The following is a 13,986-nucleotide window of genomic DNA, read 5'->3' as shown; positions in this document are numbered from 1 at the left end:
GCGGAGCCGGATGATCCGGCGCGGGCAGAAATGAACCCCGTCGTTGTCACCGCCACCAGGACCAAACACAGCCTCGGCGATGTCTCCGCCGCCGTATCGGTGGTCACCCGCAAAGAACTCGACCAAATTCCGGCCCAGAATGTTCTGGACGTGCTGCGGACCATGTCCGGCGTCACCGTGGACAGCGACCGCAGCTCTTTCGGCAGCAGTACCTACAATAAGGTCATCATTCGCGGGATGGGCGGCAATACGCAGGGGCGCGTGCTGGTGCTGGTGGACGGCATGCCCGCCATGCCCGCGGGAACGAATATTTTCGAGTGGAACAGCATCAATCTGGACGCCGTGGAGCGCATTGAGGTGGTGCGCGGGCCGTCGTCGGCGCTGTACGGCTCCAGCGCCATGGGCGGCGTCATCAACATCATCACCCGCACCCCGCCCAAAGACGGTTTCACCGCCACCCTGGACACCAAGTACGGCAGTTATAACACCTGGGATTCCAGCCTGTACCATGCGGGCGCGGTGGGGAAATTCAATTACTCCCTTTCCGGCAGCTATCTGACCTCCTACGGTTTCAACGGCATCCCGGAGCACAGTTCCAAGCCCGGCAGCAATCAGAAGCCCGGCTATAATGACGACGGCACCGGCGTGCGCAATGTCACGGGCGCGGCGCGCGTGGGCTATCGCTTCGACGACACCGCCGACATCACCCTCAGCGCCGATCTGGCCTCCAATCTGCGTACCGGGCAGTACAATTTCGACGACGATTACCGCCTGTACGAATATCACAAGACGGGCTTCGGCCTGCGCCTGCACAAGGACTTCGGCGTGGTGGACAGTTCCCTGGCTTTCCGCGCGGACTTTCTGCACACGGATTATGACAGCATAGGAGGCACGGCGTCCAGCGGGTACCGGGTGGACTATGTGTCGCCCACCAGGCAGGAACAGTACACTCTCGACCAGCAGAATACCTTCGCCCTGGGCGAGCACCAGTTGGTCACCGTGGGCGTCGCCGCTTCATACGGGCGCTCGGACCAGTCCCTGGATTACTCCCCTCTCTCCACCTACAAGGACCGCGTCCGCGAAAAAGGCGGCAGCCAGTATACCCTGGCCGGGTACATTCAGGACGAAATCAGCCTGTTCAACAACAGTGTGCAGATCATTCCCGGCCTGCGTTACGACGTCATCGGCACGGACGGCTATGACGAGGACTCCACCAACAAGACGCGCGACTGGCGGAAAAACTACGGCATGGAAGTAGACAGCCGGCTCACGCCCAAACTGGGTCTGCGCGTGAATCCCTGGGACGGCCTGCTTGTATTCCGCGCCAATTACGGCGAGGCCTTCCGCTCGGCCAGCCTGGACGAGCGTTTCGGCGAGTATGCCTACGGCAGCACCCTGTACAAGGGCAGCCCGGATCTCAAACCGGAACTCTCGCGCACCCTGGATGCGGGTTTTGATTTTTCGCCGCTCAAGGAACTGACTTTCGGCGTCACGGGCTACATCACTTGGGCCGAAGACTATATCGCCTCCATCAAAGATGATACGAAGACGGGCGATTACTTCATTTCACAAAAGCAGAACATCGACAGCGTGCAGATCACCGGTCTGGAAGGCGAGGCCAGCTGGAAGGCCACGGAGTATCTCACCCTGTTCGCCAACGGCACCATTCTGAACCCGCAGATCACCTCCGGGCAGTACAAGGGCAACCAGATTCCCTTCACCCCCACCTCCAAGGCCACGCTGGGCTTTACCTTCGCGCATCCGGACTGGTTCACCCTGCGTGTGGGCGCCACCTGGACCGGCCCCATCTGGACGGATCAGGCCAATCAGGAAGCCAATCAGGAAGGCAACTTCTGGCTGGGCGAAGTGCGCATTTCCAAGCGTTTTGATTTCCGGGACTGGTGGGTGGAGCCCTACGCGGAACTGCTGGCCGCCGCCAGCAAGGAAGAAGTGCGCTATACCAATACCTCGCGCATTCCCACCAACATGACCTTTGTGGGCATAAAAGCGGGATTTTAATCGCGGGGAGTCTTGCGGAAGGTCCATCCGGTCCTTCCGCTCCCCATATTTCCGACCGGGCGGCATACCCGGAGGTGCGACGCAATGAAATCACCAATCGTTCTGACCTGCATCGTGTGGTCGAGTCATGTCACGGCCCTGCGCGAGGCGACGAAATCCCTGGAGGATGACGTTGTTGTCCACGTATTCTGTTCACGTGATCTTGAGAAACGCCCGGAAGACTGCCTGCGGGCCGTTGAACAGGCCGGGGCCGTTTTTGTCTTTCGCGGGGCCGACGCGGCCTGGGAGGTGCTGGACGCTCCCCTGCGCCGGGCCGGGGAGCGCCTGCCGGTAATCTGCGTCGCCTCGGACCCCGCCGCCTGGACGTTATCCTCGGTCACGCCGCAAGAGGCCGAAAGGGCCTACCGCTATCTGTCCTACGGCGGCACGGACAATGCCGGAGCCCTGCTGCGCTTTATGAAGGCGCTGGCCTGTGGCGGCGACGTCGCCGCGCCCGAGCCGCAGCCCATGCTTTGGGAAGGGCTGTGGCATCCGGACGCGCCCGTGCCCGCGTTCGGCGAAGTCAGCGCCTATCTTGCCTGGTATGCGGAGCATGCGGCACGAAAAGGTCTGCGCGGGGCCTGCGTGGGTTTGCTTTTCGGACGGCACTACTGGGTCAACGCCATGACCCAGGCGGAAGAAGCCCTGGTGCGCGCTCTGGAAAGCAGAGGCCTGCGCGTTCTGCCCGCCTTTGCCAACGCCCTGCGCGACGCGGCTCTGGGCAACAGGGGCGGAACCCGCTGGGCGGAAGAGGTTTTCGTGGATAAGCAAGGCCGGAGCCGGGTGGACGCCCTGATCAAACTTTTGCCCTATTTCTCGCGCGAAAAGGGCATGGAGGAGGAAAGCCCGGCCTTTGTGGGCGACGATTCCCCGGCCGGGGACAATGTGCGCCTTTTCCGTCGGTTGGACGCGCCGGTTTTCCAGCCGGTGTTTTCGTCCTCCAAAACAGTGGAAGCCTGGCGGACCGACCCGCAGGGACTCGGTTCCGAAGTGGCCTGGGCCGTGGCCCTGCCGGAGTTTGAAGGCGTCATTGAGCCGTTTTTTCTGGGCGGCACAGTCCCTGAAAAAAGTCTGGACGATACGGCCTACCGCGTGCCCCTGCCGGAACGCGTGCAACGTCTGACGGCCCGCGTGGAACGCTGGCTGCGTCTGCGCGCCAAACCCGTGGCGGAGCGGCGCGTGGCTTTCATGTTGCACAACGATCCCTGTTCCTCCGCCGAGGGCACCGTGGGCGGCGCGGCCGGGCTGGACACGCCCGCCTCGCTGCACGCCCTGCTGCGCGACATGCGCGCCGCCGGATATGCCGTTGACCTGCCGGAAAGCGGCGAGGCTCTGATGCGCATGATCCTGGACCGCAAGGCAATCAGCGAATTCCGCTGGACCACGGCGCGGGAAATCGAAGGCAAGGGCGGCGTGCTGGCGCGCGTGCCCCTGGCGCAATACCGGGAATGGACCGCCGCCTGGCCCGAAGAAGTGCGCCGCCGGGTGGACGAGGCTTGGGGACCGCCCGGAGAGGGCAAGGACGGCCTGCCTCCGGCCATGACTCTTGACGGGCATCTGCTGGTGACGGGCGTGGCTCTGGGCAATGTCGTGGTCTGCGTGCAGCCCAAGCGCGGCTGCGCCGGTTCCCGTTGCGACGGACAGGTCTGCCGCATCCTGCACGATCCGGACATCCCCCCGCCGCATCAGTATCTGGCCACCTACCGTTGGCTGCAGGACGGCTTCGGCGCGGACGCCGTCGTGCATGTGGGCACCCACGGCACGCTGGAATTTCTGCCGGGAAAGGCCGCCGGGCTTTCCGCCGCCTGTCTGCCCGACGCGGCGCTGCACGAAGCGCCGCATCTCTACATCTATAATGCCGACAACCCCGCCGAAGCCGTGATCGCCAAACGCCGCGCCTATGCCGCGCTGGTCAACCATATGCGGCCGCCGCAGGTCACGGGCGGGCTGGATGAAAAACAGGAAGCCCTGGACAGCCATCTGGGGCAATGGACTGAGGTGCGCGGGCGCGATCCGGCCCGGGCGCATCAGCTTGAGCATCTGGCGCGCAAGGCCATGAAGGCCGCCGGACTGGCCGAGGTGGAACGGGAACTGCTGCAAAAGAACCCGCGTGCGGACTTCGCCGCCCTGGCGGCCCGGCTGCATGAAACGCTGGGGCTGTTGCGCACGACCAGGGTGGACGACGGTCTGCACGTGCTGGGAGAACTTCCGGCGGGCAAGACGCGGGCGGACTTCATCTACGCCCTGTTGCGGCACGACACTGGCGCGCCTTCGGATTTGCGCCGCCTGCTCTGCGCCGCCAAAGGCCTGGATATGGACGCGCTGCTGGCCGCTCCCACGGAACGCGAAGCGGACTCAGGACCGGACCACAGCGTCCTGTTGCAGAGCCTGGACGAACAGGGCGCGGCGCTCGCCGCCGCCTTGCTGGAGGCGGCCGCACTACCTGATGCGGAAGCGGAAAGGCGCCTGGCAGGCCTGATGCCGGGTCTGCCCGCGTCCCTGCACGGCGCGCTGCGCGGGCTGCTCACGCGCGTCCGCGATCTGGCGGCCCGGCTGGACGCCTCGGCGGAACGCTCCTCCTTTCTGCACGCTCTGGCCGGGAGGTACGTGACGCCCGGCCCGTCCGGTCTGCTGGCGCGCGGACGTGACGACATCCTGCCCACGGGCCGCAACTCCTATACCCTGGACCCCCGCCGTCTGCCCACGGAAGCGGCCTGGCGCGTGGGGTGCAACCTGGCCGGCGGCATTCTGGACAAGCATCTGAAGGAAGAAGGCCGCTATCCTGAAAACGTGGCCATGTTCTGGATGTGCAACGACCTGATGTGGAGCGACGGCGAGGGCCTGGGTCAGTTGCTGGCCCTGCTGGGGGTGCGGCCCGTCTGGCGCGGCGGGGTGGTCTGCGGCCATGAAATCATCCCCCCGACGGAACTCGGACGGCCGCGCATCGACGTGACAGTGCGGGTTTCCGGCCTGTTGCGCGACTCCTTTCCCGAGGCCGTGCGTTTTCTGGACAGCGCCGTACAGGCCGTGGCGGTGCTGTCCGAGACGGATGAGGAAAATTTCGTCCGCAAGCACTGCCGCGAACGCCTGAAGCTGTGGCAACAGCCGGAAGAAGACCAGAGCGCCTGGCGCAAGGCCACCTTGCGCGTGTTTTCCTCCCGCCCCGGCGTCTATCAGGGCGGCGTGGATCTGGCGGTTCACGCGTCGGCCTGGCGCACGGAAGCGGATCTGGCCGGCGTCTTTCTGCGCTGGAACGGCTATGCCTACGGCAACGGCGTCTGGGGGGACGAGGAGATTCCGGCGCTGACGGCCAGCCTTTCCAATGTGGACATCACCTACAACAAGGTGGTCAGCGACGAGCACGACCTGCTCAACTGCTGCGCCGTTTACGGCATTCACGGCGGTATGACCGCGGCCGCCGCGCATCTGAGCGGGCGGCCCGTGCGGGTTTACTATGGCGATACGCGCGAACCCCGGCACGTGCGGGTGCGGGACATGGCCGATGAAATCCGCCGGGTGGCGCGCGGCAAACTGCTCAACCCGCGCTGGATAGCGGGCATGAAACGCCACGGCTACAAGGGCGCGGGCGACATGGCCAAACGCGCTGTGCGCGTCTACGGCTGGGACGCCACCACCGGCATGGTGGATGACGGCATTTTTGACGACATGGCGCGCACCTTTGTGCTGGATGCGGAAAACCGCGCCTTTTTTGAAGAGCACAATCCCTGGGCCCTGGAAGAAATCGCCCGCCGCCTGCTGGAGGCCCAGGCCAGAGGTGTCTGGCGGGCCGATCCGCAGGTGCTGGACGCCCTGCGCCAAAGCTATCTGAACATGGAAGGCTGGCTGGAAGAACGCACGGAAGCCTTCGGCGGCAGTTTTCAGGGCGGCGGCGTAGACGTCATCGTGGCGTCAAACACGGATATTCAGGACAGTGAGGACAAGATATGAGCATGATCCGACGGTATTCCTACCCCTTTTCCGCCATTGTGGGACAGGAGGCTCTGAAGGAGGCCCTGCTGCTCAATGTGGTCAATCCCGGCATCGGCGGCGTGCTGGTGCGCGGCGAGAAGGGCACGGCAAAATCCACGGCCGTGCGGGCGCTGGCGGCCATTCTGCCTGAAATGGACGTGGTGCGGGACTGTCCCTGCGCCTGCGACCCTGACGACGCGGACACGCTCTGTCCGCTCTGCCGCGAAACGCTTTCCGCCGCCGGAGAGCTGCCCAAGGAACAACGGCGGGTGCGCGTGACGGAACTGCCCGTGGGGGCCAGCGAAGACCGCGTGGTCGGCTCACTGGATATGGAAGCGGCTCTGGCCGACGGCCGCCGCTGTTTCGAGCACGGCCTGCTGGCCGCCGCCAACAGAGGCATTCTCTATGTGGACGAGGTGAACCTGCTGGACGACCATCTGGTGGACGTTCTGCTGGACGCCGCGGCCATGGGCGTCAACACTGTGGAACGCGAGGGCCTTTCCTGGTCGCATCCGGCGCGTTTTACCCTGGTGGGCACCATGAACCCGGAAGAAGGCGAACTGCGGCCGCAATTGCTGGACCGTTTCGGCCTTTGCGTGGAAGTGCGCGGCATGGCCGAGCCGGAACAGCGCATGGCGGTCATGGCCCGCCGCATGGATTTTGAGCGCGATCCGGCGGAATTTTGCGAACACTGGCGGGAAAAGGACCGGCTTCTGGCTGAAAGCGTCATGACGGCCCGCCGCCTGCTGCCGGGCGTGCGGGCTGACGAGGCCTGCATGCGCGCGGTGGTGGAACAGGCCATCGCCGCCCGGGTGGACGGGCACCGCGCCGACATCGTCATGCTCAAGACCGCCAAAACCCTCGCGGCCCTGGACGGGCGCGAAGAAGTCCGGTCGGAGGACGTGCGCAAAGCCGCCGCCCTGGCCCTGCCGCACCGCATGCGCCGCAAGCCCTTTGAGGCCGTGGGCGGGGGGCCGCGCCCATGAACGCGGCCGTGCCGCCGGTGCGGCTGTTCCCCTTTGCCGCGCTGGCGGGCCAGCCCCTCATGCGCCGCGCGCTGCTGGCCAACGCGCTCTGTCCGGAGATCGGCGGCGTGCTGCTGCGCGGGCAAAAAGGCACAGCCAAATCCACGGCGGTGCGGGCGCTGGCGCGGCTTTTGCCGTCTGTTTCCGTGGTGGCGGGCTGCCCGTGTCACTGTGCCCCGCAAGGTCCGCTCTGTCCGGCCTGCGCACGGGCGGCGGCTGACGGCCCCCTGCCGGTGGAGTCCCTGCGGGCCCCGCTGGTCACCCTGCCGCTTTCCGCTACGGAAGACAGGCTGGCCGGCGGCCTGGATACAGAGGCGGCCCTGCGCGCCGGACGGCGCGTGTTCCAGCCGGGGCTGCTGGCCGCCGCGCACCAGGGCATGCTCTATGTGGACGAGATCAACCTGCTTCCCGACCATCTTGTGGATTTGCTGCTGGATGCCTGCGCGGACGGCGTCAACAGGCTGGAACGCGACGGCTGTGCAATGGAGCATTCCGCCCGTTTTGCCCTGATCGGGAGCATGAATCCCGAGGAAGGCCCGCTGCGGCCGCAATTGCTGGACCGTTTCGGGCTGTGCGTGGATGTGCTGGCCCCGGAAGATCCATCCCTGAGGCTGGAAATCCTGCGGCGGCGGGAAGCCTTTGACGCCGATCCCGCACGGTTCACGGCGCAATGGAAGGCGGCTCAGGAGGCCCTGGCCGGGCAACTGCGCGAGGGCCGCGCCTTGTTGTCCGAACTGCGCGTGCCGGAAGCGCTTTTGCGGGACATGGCCCTGCTGGCGGCGGAGGCCCGCTGCGCCGGGCACAGGGGCGAACTGGCGCTGCTGCGCACGGCGCGGGCTCTGGCCGCGCTGGACGGCTGCGTCGCCGTGCGCGACGAGCACGTGCGGGAGGCGGCGGCTCTGGCTCTGACGCACAGGAAACGCCTAGACGCGCCCGCCGCGCCCGAGCCGAAAGAACGCATGGAAACGCCAAAACCGGAGCTGAAAGAACGGCAGGCGGAAGGAGAATACGCCTCTCACGGCGGCGATCCGCTCCCGGATAAGGGAGACATGGCGGGGGATGCGGCGGGCCATGACAGGGCATCCCACAGGCCGGACACTCCGGCGGGCACGGAGCGCGAACAAGTTTTCGCCGCCGACAATCCCTATCAGGTGCGGCCGTTGCAGCCGCCCGTGGACAAACGCCTGCGCAAGGGCTCCGGCCGCCACAGCCGGACGCGCACCGCGCAAAAAAGCGGCCGTTGCGTCGGCTACCAGGCGCATCCGCCTCTGCGGGACATACCGCCGGACATCGCTCTGGAGCCCACAATCCGGGCCGCGGCTCTGCGCTTGACTGCGGGAGAGGGAGTGGGCATCAGGCCGCCCCTGCGTGTGCGGCCTGAGGATTGGCGCTATAAACGGCGGGAACGCCGGATGGGCAATCTCATTGTCTTCGCCGTAGACGCCTCCGGCTCCATGGGCGCGGCGGGCCGCATGCGTGAGCTCAAAAGCGCCGTGCTGTCCCTTCTGCTGCATGCCTATCAGAAGCGGGATCAGGTTTCGTTGGTGGCCTTTCGCGGCCAGCGGGGTCAGACCCTGTTGCAGCCCACGGGCAGCGTGGAACTCGCCTCCAGAGAGCTGGAGGAACTGCCCACCGGCGGGCGCACGCCCCTGGCCGACGGGCTGCGGGAAGCCCGCCGCGTCATCGGCAACGCCGTGCGGAAAAATCCGGACACCCGGCCGGTGCTGGTCCTTGTTTCGGACGGCAGAGCCAATGTCACGCCCCCCCTGGAAGCGGGTTCGGCTCTGGACGCGGCCCTGGCTGAAGCCCGCCGTATCGGAGGGGATGCGCGCGTCTATTCTCTGGTGATTGACGTGGAACAGGGCGGACTGCTGCAATTCGGCCAGGCCCGGCAACTGGCGGAAGTCATGGGGGCCGGATACCTGCCGGTGGAGGCCTTGCGCGCCTCCACGCTGGTGGGCCTTGTACGGGGCCTGGCCGGATGATGCCGCCAAAGATACTCTTGTACTGTTGTCTGTGGCTGCTGCTCTGCGCGCCACAGGTTCAGGCGGCGGCACGTCTTGTGGTTCTGCCTGTGGACGCGCTGGAGGTGGTCCGGCTTCTCGGCGGCATGCCCCAGGTGGTGGGCGTTGCCCAACATGCCGCCGGACGGAACGCGCTTTTGCCGGAAGCTGCGGGCATCCCCGGCGTGGGCAAGGGCTTTGCGCCCAATCTTGAAACCATCGCGGCCCTGGCCCCGGACGTGCTGGTGGCCTGGAAAGGCTATCCCGGCCCGGAACTGGAGCGTCGTTTGGCACCGTTCGGCATCCGCGTTCTGCGTCTGGACATGCATCTGCCGGAAAACCTGGCGGCGGGGGTGCGTATTCTGGCCGGACTGCTGGGGGAAGACGCCGTCGTCAGAGGCGAGGCCTATTTGCGATGGACCCGGCAAACGGAAGCGCGCCTGCGGGCCGCCATTCCCGAAGACGCGGCGCGGCCCACGGTGCTGGCTGAACACTTTGCGCCGGACCGGCTGGCTGGACCGGGTTCGGCCCTTTTTGCGCTGACCTTGAAGGCCGGAGGACGGAATTTGGCGGCGGAATTACGGTCGGCCTCGTCGCCGGTCAGCATGGAGTGGGTGGTGGAGCGGAATCCCGACGTGGTGATCAAAAGCGTCGCCCTTTCCTCGCTGGATACAGCAAAGGGTCTTGCGCAACTGGAAAAAGCGCGTGGGGAACTGCTCGCCCTTCCCGGCTGGAAGGATTTGCCCGCCGCCCGGAAGGGCCGGGTTTACGCTTTTTCATCCGACATTCTGGGCGGCCCGCGCTGGGTGGTGGGGATGGCGGCGCTGGTGGCGGCGTTCTACCCCGAAGCGGCGGACAAGGCCGATGCCCAAGCCCTGCATAACGAGTATCTGCATCTGTTTCAGGGCGACGGCGCGGGAGGCGCTCTTGCTGCCCCTTGACCCGCTTCCCCCGGCGAAACGGAGGGAATTTTCAGCGTCCAGGGCGGTGGGACTTTCGTTTCTGCTGCATGGGGCGCTGGCCGCCGTTCTGCTGGCGGCGGCCCTGGTCCTGCCAGGCTATCTGCCGGTACAGTCCGGCGGCATATTGACGGTCAGCTGGGCTCCCGCAGGAACAGGCCCCGCCGCGAATACAGATATGGCGGATGCGCCGGGCCGAGCTGGCCCGCCGTTGCCGGAGCCGCCCGCAGAGGCAACGCCCGCCGACGAAAAATCTTCCGCCGTCGCGGCACAGGAACCGGAACAGGCTGTGCCGGTCCGACGGACCGTGCAACGCCGGGAACAGATCAAAAAAAACGAAGTCGCCGTAACACCCCGCCATAAAAAATCTGAAAAAGAAGCCGTTGCGCCGCCCGTGAAAACCTCCGGACAGCGGCCTGCAAAAAGCGTGGCGAAACAGCAAGCGGCGGAGGAACAAGGCGGCCTTGGAACAAGCACGCCCGGCGCGGCGCAGGCGGAGGGCACGCCACAGCCGCAGGTTATGGCCTGGAATGCCGACGGCGGCCCCCGCTTCCTGCGACAGGCGCCGTTGCGCTACCCGCGCGCGGCGCAACGGCGCAACCAGGAAGGCAAGGCCGTGGTGGAGGCCTCTCTGGATGGGGAAGGCAGACTGTTGCGCGCCCGCGTGATACGGGCCGACCATACGGACTTCGGCGCGGCGGCGCTGGCCTGCATACAGGCGTCCACTTTTGCGCCCGCCCGTATCGACGGCAAACCTGTTCCCTGCGTGGTGCTCATTCCCATGCTCTTTGTCTTGAAGGAATAGCCGGAAACACAGAACAGCAGATCCTGTAATTCTACAAATGTTATCGATATATTATGAAGAAAAAGATGATGTCTTCAAAGCTCTTGCCATGGCAGGGGCTTTGATTGGTGGAGACCCCTCGCCAAGCGGGGCCTCCATACAAGCAAAGCCCTTACGATTTTAGGCGTAAGGGCTTGTTGAAATATATGGTGCCGAGGGACAGAATTGAACTGCCGACACGGGGATTTTCAGTCCCCTGCTCTACCAACTGAGCTACCTCGGCCCGTGTGAGGAAGTTTTCTACCCGCTTGGCAGGGCTTTGGCAAGTATTTTTTTGGAAAATTCCCCCCGAAAACTTGAATCTTGCGCATCTTCCGGCCATACTCGCGCTGTTTGCAGCCCCGTCAAGGAGTTCATGTGCCGTTCCGCGCTTCCGTCCCTCCAATTTTACGTGAAATGCAGGCCCTGCGCGCCCTAGGCGTGTGGCGGCTCATGCTGCAGGCTCTGGTCACGGGCGGCATCACCGGCGCGGTGATCGGCCTGTTCCGCCAGGCCTACACTCTGATCAACGCGGCGGTGGTGGATTATCTGCACGGCCACAGCCTGTCCGATCCGCTGGTGGGCGCAAGCATTTTCATCGCGCTGATTCTTCTGGGCCTTCTGGCCTGGCAGTTGCTGCGGCACGAACCGCTGATCAGCGGCAGCGGCATCCCCCAGGTGGAGCTCACTGTGGCCGGGCATCTGCCCATGCGCTGGGTCACGGTCATCTGGGCAAAATTCGCGGGCACCCTGATCTCCCTCACCGGCGGGCTTTCCGTGGGCCGCGAGGGTCCCTGCATTCAGATGGGCGCGGCCGTGGGCTGCGGCGTGGGCCGCATCTGGCATGACGACAAGGCCCAGACCATGCCGCGCTATCTCATCGGCGGCAGCGTGGCCGGGCTCACGGCGGCCTTCGGCGCTCCGGCGGCCGGGCTCTGCTTCGCCTTTGAAGAAATGAAAACCGTGATCAGCGGCCCCATGCTGCTGTTCACCGCGCTGGCCGCCGCCTCAGCCTGGTTTGTGATTGAGGTCCTTTTCGGTTTCGGCAGGGTCTTTCCCTTTCAGAACACGGACACGCTCTCGCTGCTGCAATGGTGGATCGTGCCCCTGCTGGGCGGCATGGCGGGCATGCTGGGCGCGGTCTACAACGCCGTACTGATCCGCCTGACCCATTGGGCCGACCGCAGCCCCCTGATGCCCCAGCCAGTCCGGGTGCTGGCCCCCTTTCTGATCAGCGGCCTGCTGCTCTACTGCTACCCGCAGGTGCTGGTGGGGTTCGGCGTAAGCGCGCTGGATCTGGAAAATCCGGCCTTGCCGCTGGGCGCGCTCTTGTTGCTGCTGGCAGTGAAAATTCTGTTTTCCTGCGTAAGCTTTGCCTCCGGCGTGGCCGGGGGCCTGCTCATGCCCATGCTGCTCGGCGGCGCGCTGGCCGGCGGCTGCGCGGCTTCGGCCCTGCTCTCTCTGGACTGTATCGGCCCGGACCAGACCGCCACCCTGCTCATCCTGTGCATGGCCGGGCTGTTCGCCTCCACAGTGCGCGCGCCGCTCACCGGCGCGGCCCTGCTGGTGGAAATGACCGGTTCGCTGCACAATGCACCGGCCATTATCGTCACGGGCTACCTGGCGGCCCTGACCGCCAACTGTCTGGAGTCGCCGCCGGTCTACGACAGCCTGAAGCAGCGCGCCGTGGACCAGGAAAAAGCCAGGCAGGCAGGCATTGATCAGGCCGCAGCATCGGCAGCCGCACCATAGCCCTTTATAACCTATTGAAATACAATAATAAATAAAAAAATGCTTGCAATCATACAGATCATTGCTTACATATGGGGCCTCCCATCAATATTACAAGGCGAACGTCCATGACCCGCAAAGACCGTACCGAAGGCATCTATAGCCGCCGCGAAGTGCTTGACGAAAGCGAACGACGCCAATACTGCCTGATCCAGCTCAAGGATCTGCTCTCCTACGCCTACCGCTATTCCGAAGACGTCAAAAAACGCTTCGACCGCGCGCAGTTCAATGTGGAGAAGTTCAAGACCCTCTCGGACATCAAGCACATCCCCATTCTGAAAAAGAAGGAACTGATCTTCCTGCAATCCATGGGGCCGCGCCTGGGCGGGCTGCTGACCAAGGACATCGGCGAACTCAAGCGCATCTTTCTTTCGCCCGGCCCCATTTTTGATCCCGAAGACCGCGGCGAGGACTACTGGGGATACACCGAGGCCTTTTATTCCGTGGGCTTCCGCCCCGGCGACGCGGTGCAGAACACCTTCAACTACCAGCTTACGCCCGCGGGTCTGATGTTTGAAGAACCCCTGCGCAATCTGGGCTGCGCGGTGATCCCGGCCGGCCCGTCCGACGCGGCCACCCAGCTGGACATCATGCAGAAGCTGCGCGTTTCCGGCTATGTGGGCACGCCCAGTTTCCTCATGCACCTCGCCCAGAAGGCCGAGGAAAAAGGCCTCAACCTGCGCAAGGACCTTTTCCTGGAAGTGGCCTTTGTCACCGGCGAACGCCTCTCGGAAAAAATGCGCTCCCAGATGGAAAAAAAGTACGACCTGATCATGCGTCAGGGCTACGGCACGGCGGACGTGGGCTGCATCGGCTACGAATGCTTCCACAAGACCGGCCTGCACATCGCCAACCGCTGCTATGTGGAAATCTGCCATCCGGATACGGGCATTCCGCTGAAGGACGGCGAAGTGGGCGAAATCGTGGTCACGGCCTTCAACAAGACCTATCCGCTGATCCGCCTGGCCACGGGCGACCTCTCCTACATCGACCGCAGTCCCTGCGCCTGCGGCCGCACCAGCCCGCGCCTTGGCAGCATCGTGGGCCGTGTGGACACCACCGCCCGCATCATGGGCATGTTCGTCTATCCGCATCAGGTGGAGCAGGTCATGAGCCGCTTTGAAGAGATCAAACGCTGGCAGATCGAAGTCACCAACCCCGGCGGCATCGACGAAATGACCCTCTTCATCGAAACCAGCGGCTTCAAACGTGAAGAGGAGTTGCTGCACCAGTTCCGCGAAAAGATCAAGCTTCGTCCCGAGTTGCGCATTCTGGCTCCGGGCAGTCTGCCGCCGCAGATCAGACCCATCGAAGATAAACGCCACTGGGATTAATCTCTTACCATACAGCCCGGCCTT

At 64.8% G+C, this 13,986-nt stretch carries 8 protein-coding genes and 1 tRNA gene; 8 read left to right on the top strand and 1 reads right to left on the bottom strand.

Annotated features, from left to right (window positions below; all coding sequences use genetic code 11):
- Positions 1-30: 30 nt before the first annotated feature.
- From FYJ44_RS08430 to FYJ44_RS08405, 6 genes are all read left to right on the top strand, one after another.
- Positions 31-2,019 (top strand): TonB-dependent receptor plug domain-containing protein, encoded by a 1,989-nt coding sequence (locus FYJ44_RS08430; protein WP_154511102.1) that lies wholly within the window; start codon positions 31-33, stop codon positions 2,017-2,019.
- An 84-nt stretch (positions 2,020-2,103) separates the two neighbouring features.
- Positions 2,104-6,006 (top strand): cobaltochelatase subunit CobN, encoded by a 3,903-nt coding sequence (cobN, locus tag FYJ44_RS08425; RefSeq protein WP_154511100.1) that lies wholly within the window; start codon positions 2,104-2,106, stop codon positions 6,004-6,006.
- Positions 6,003-7,013 carry a magnesium chelatase ATPase subunit I gene (locus FYJ44_RS08420; RefSeq protein ID WP_154511098.1) on the top strand — a complete coding sequence of 337 codons (1,011 nt, stop codon included), beginning with the start codon at positions 6,003-6,005 and terminating at the stop codon, positions 7,011-7,013. The genes cobN and FYJ44_RS08420 overlap by 4 nt, the downstream gene beginning before the upstream one ends.
- Positions 7,010-9,037, top strand: coding sequence for a VWA domain-containing protein (locus tag FYJ44_RS08415; RefSeq protein WP_154511096.1), 2,028 nt, complete (start codon positions 7,010-7,012; stop codon positions 9,035-9,037). Before FYJ44_RS08420 ends, FYJ44_RS08415 begins: the two co-directional genes overlap by 4 nt.
- Before the next feature lie 17 nt (positions 9,038-9,054).
- A complete protein-coding gene (locus FYJ44_RS08410) occupies positions 9,055-9,996 on the top strand; it encodes an ABC transporter substrate-binding protein (protein WP_195840981.1) in 942 nt (313 codons plus the stop codon).
- Positions 9,983-10,819 (top strand): energy transducer TonB, encoded by an 837-nt coding sequence (locus FYJ44_RS08405; RefSeq protein ID WP_195840980.1) that lies wholly within the window; start codon positions 9,983-9,985, stop codon positions 10,817-10,819. Before FYJ44_RS08410 ends, FYJ44_RS08405 begins: the two co-directional genes overlap by 14 nt.
- Before the next feature lie 186 nt (positions 10,820-11,005).
- On the opposite strand, the gene FYJ44_RS08400 is transcribed toward FYJ44_RS08405, so the two are convergent.
- A tRNA-Phe gene (locus tag FYJ44_RS08400) sits at positions 11,006-11,081 on the bottom strand.
- A 134-nt stretch (positions 11,082-11,215) separates the two neighbouring features.
- Between FYJ44_RS08400 and FYJ44_RS08395 the strand changes: the two genes are divergently transcribed.
- Both FYJ44_RS08395 and FYJ44_RS08390 read left to right on the top strand, forming a co-directional pair.
- Positions 11,216-12,589 carry a chloride channel protein gene (locus FYJ44_RS08395; RefSeq protein ID WP_288956905.1) on the top strand — a complete coding sequence of 458 codons (1,374 nt, stop codon included), beginning with the start codon at positions 11,216-11,218 and terminating at the stop codon, positions 12,587-12,589.
- Between the two features lie 107 nt (positions 12,590-12,696).
- Positions 12,697-13,962: a phenylacetate--CoA ligase family protein gene (locus tag FYJ44_RS08390; RefSeq protein ID WP_154511090.1), complete on the top strand. Its 1,266-nt coding sequence runs from the start codon at positions 12,697-12,699 to the stop codon at positions 13,960-13,962.
- Positions 13,963-13,986: the final 24 nt, after the last annotated feature.

Origin of the sequence: Desulfovibrio porci, assembly GCF_009696265.1 — a bacterium.
In the GTDB taxonomy this organism is placed as follows: domain Bacteria; phylum Desulfobacterota; class Desulfovibrionia; order Desulfovibrionales; family Desulfovibrionaceae; genus Desulfovibrio; species Desulfovibrio porci.
This window is presented reverse-complemented; position numbering and strand designations above follow the sequence as displayed.